Genomic DNA, 1106 nt, shown 5'->3' on the forward strand with positions numbered 1-1106 from the left:
GCCGGTCACCGAGGATGTCGTGGACGGGGTCAGACACGGAGCTTTCCTTCCTCGCCGGCCGGGGTCCGGTCGGCGAGTTTGGCCGCGAGCGCGGTCCGGCCGCGGGCGAGGCGGCTCTTGACGGTGCTGGCGCTGACGCCGGTCTCGGCCGCGACCTGCTGGACGGAGAGGTCGCACATGTGGTGCAGGACCAGGGCGCTCCGCTGTGACTCGGGCAGGTCGCGGAGCGCGGTGACGAGCATCAGGTGTTCCTCGGTGGGCGGCTCGACGGTGGGTGGTTCTTGGTGGTGGTGGCGTCCGGCCAGGTGCAGGCCGCGGGCCAGCCGCCGCCAGCGGGAGACGGCCAGCCGCCGGGCCGTGGTCCGGATCCACGCCTCCGGGGCGTCGTGCGGGTCGAATGTGCGCCTTCGGTCCCACGCGCGGATGAAGGCCTCCTGGACCACGTCCTGTGCTTCGGACCAGTTGCCGGTCATCGCGTAGAGCTGCCCGGTCAGGCGGGAGAAGGACGCCGCGTAGAACGCGTCGAACTCCTGTGGCGTCATCAAATGCCTTTCTTCTGGGGCTGTCCGTCAGCTCGCGGCACATGCGGCCCGCGCGGAAGGACCCCTCGGCCGCGGCGGTGGAGCCGTGCGGCCTGGGCGGAGCCTCCCGCCCTGTACGCACACGCACCGTCCCGGGGTTGCACCCACCGCCTATGACCTGGATCACGTGTGCGGGGTGCGACCCGTCGGGCGCCGGAAGGCGTACAGGGGCGCGGGCATCAACCGGACGCCCGCAGGAAAGGACACGGATTCATGCGTATCCGCCCGATCATGCTCATCGCCGCCGCCGCCGCAGTCATCGCGACCGCGGGGGGAGCGGCCACCGCCGCGACCAGCACCTCGACGCCCACCGCCGCGACCAGCACCTCCACGCCCACCCCCACGGCCCACGGCAAGCCCTCCAACGCGCCCACCGCCACGGCCCACGGCGCCGGCTCGGCCGGCTCCCCGGTGGTCTCCGGCACCGCCACCCCGCCCGCTTACACGGGCGCCGCCCCGGGGACGCCCCCGAGCGACCCCGGGCCCGCGCCCGGGAGCCTGGCGACCTCCCGGGGTGCCGACCCG

1 protein-coding gene and 1 pseudogene are annotated in these 1106 nt (G+C 74.3%); one reads left to right on the forward strand and one right to left on the reverse strand.

The window, feature by feature from the left end; all coding sequences use genetic code 11:
* Positions 1–29: 29 nt before the first annotated feature.
* A complete protein-coding gene (locus AB0O00_RS40940; protein WP_363659732.1) occupies positions 30–542 on the reverse strand; it encodes a SigE family RNA polymerase sigma factor in 513 nt (170 codons plus the stop codon).
* Positions 543–794: 252 nt separating this feature from the next.
* Here AB0O00_RS40940 and AB0O00_RS40945 point away from each other — a divergent pair.
* A pseudogene (locus AB0O00_RS40945) lies at positions 795–1106 on the forward strand (hypothetical protein); the annotation flags it as partial.

Origin of the sequence: Kitasatospora sp. NPDC093558 (genome assembly GCF_040683475.1) — a bacterium.
GTDB lineage: Bacteria > Actinomycetota > Actinomycetes > Streptomycetales > Streptomycetaceae > Kitasatospora.

Coding starts and splice junctions, on each gene's coding strand:
- AB0O00_RS40940 (WP_363659732.1), bottom strand. CDS start 542: ATGACGCCACAGGAGTTCGACGCGTTCTACGCGGCGTCCTTCTCCCGC.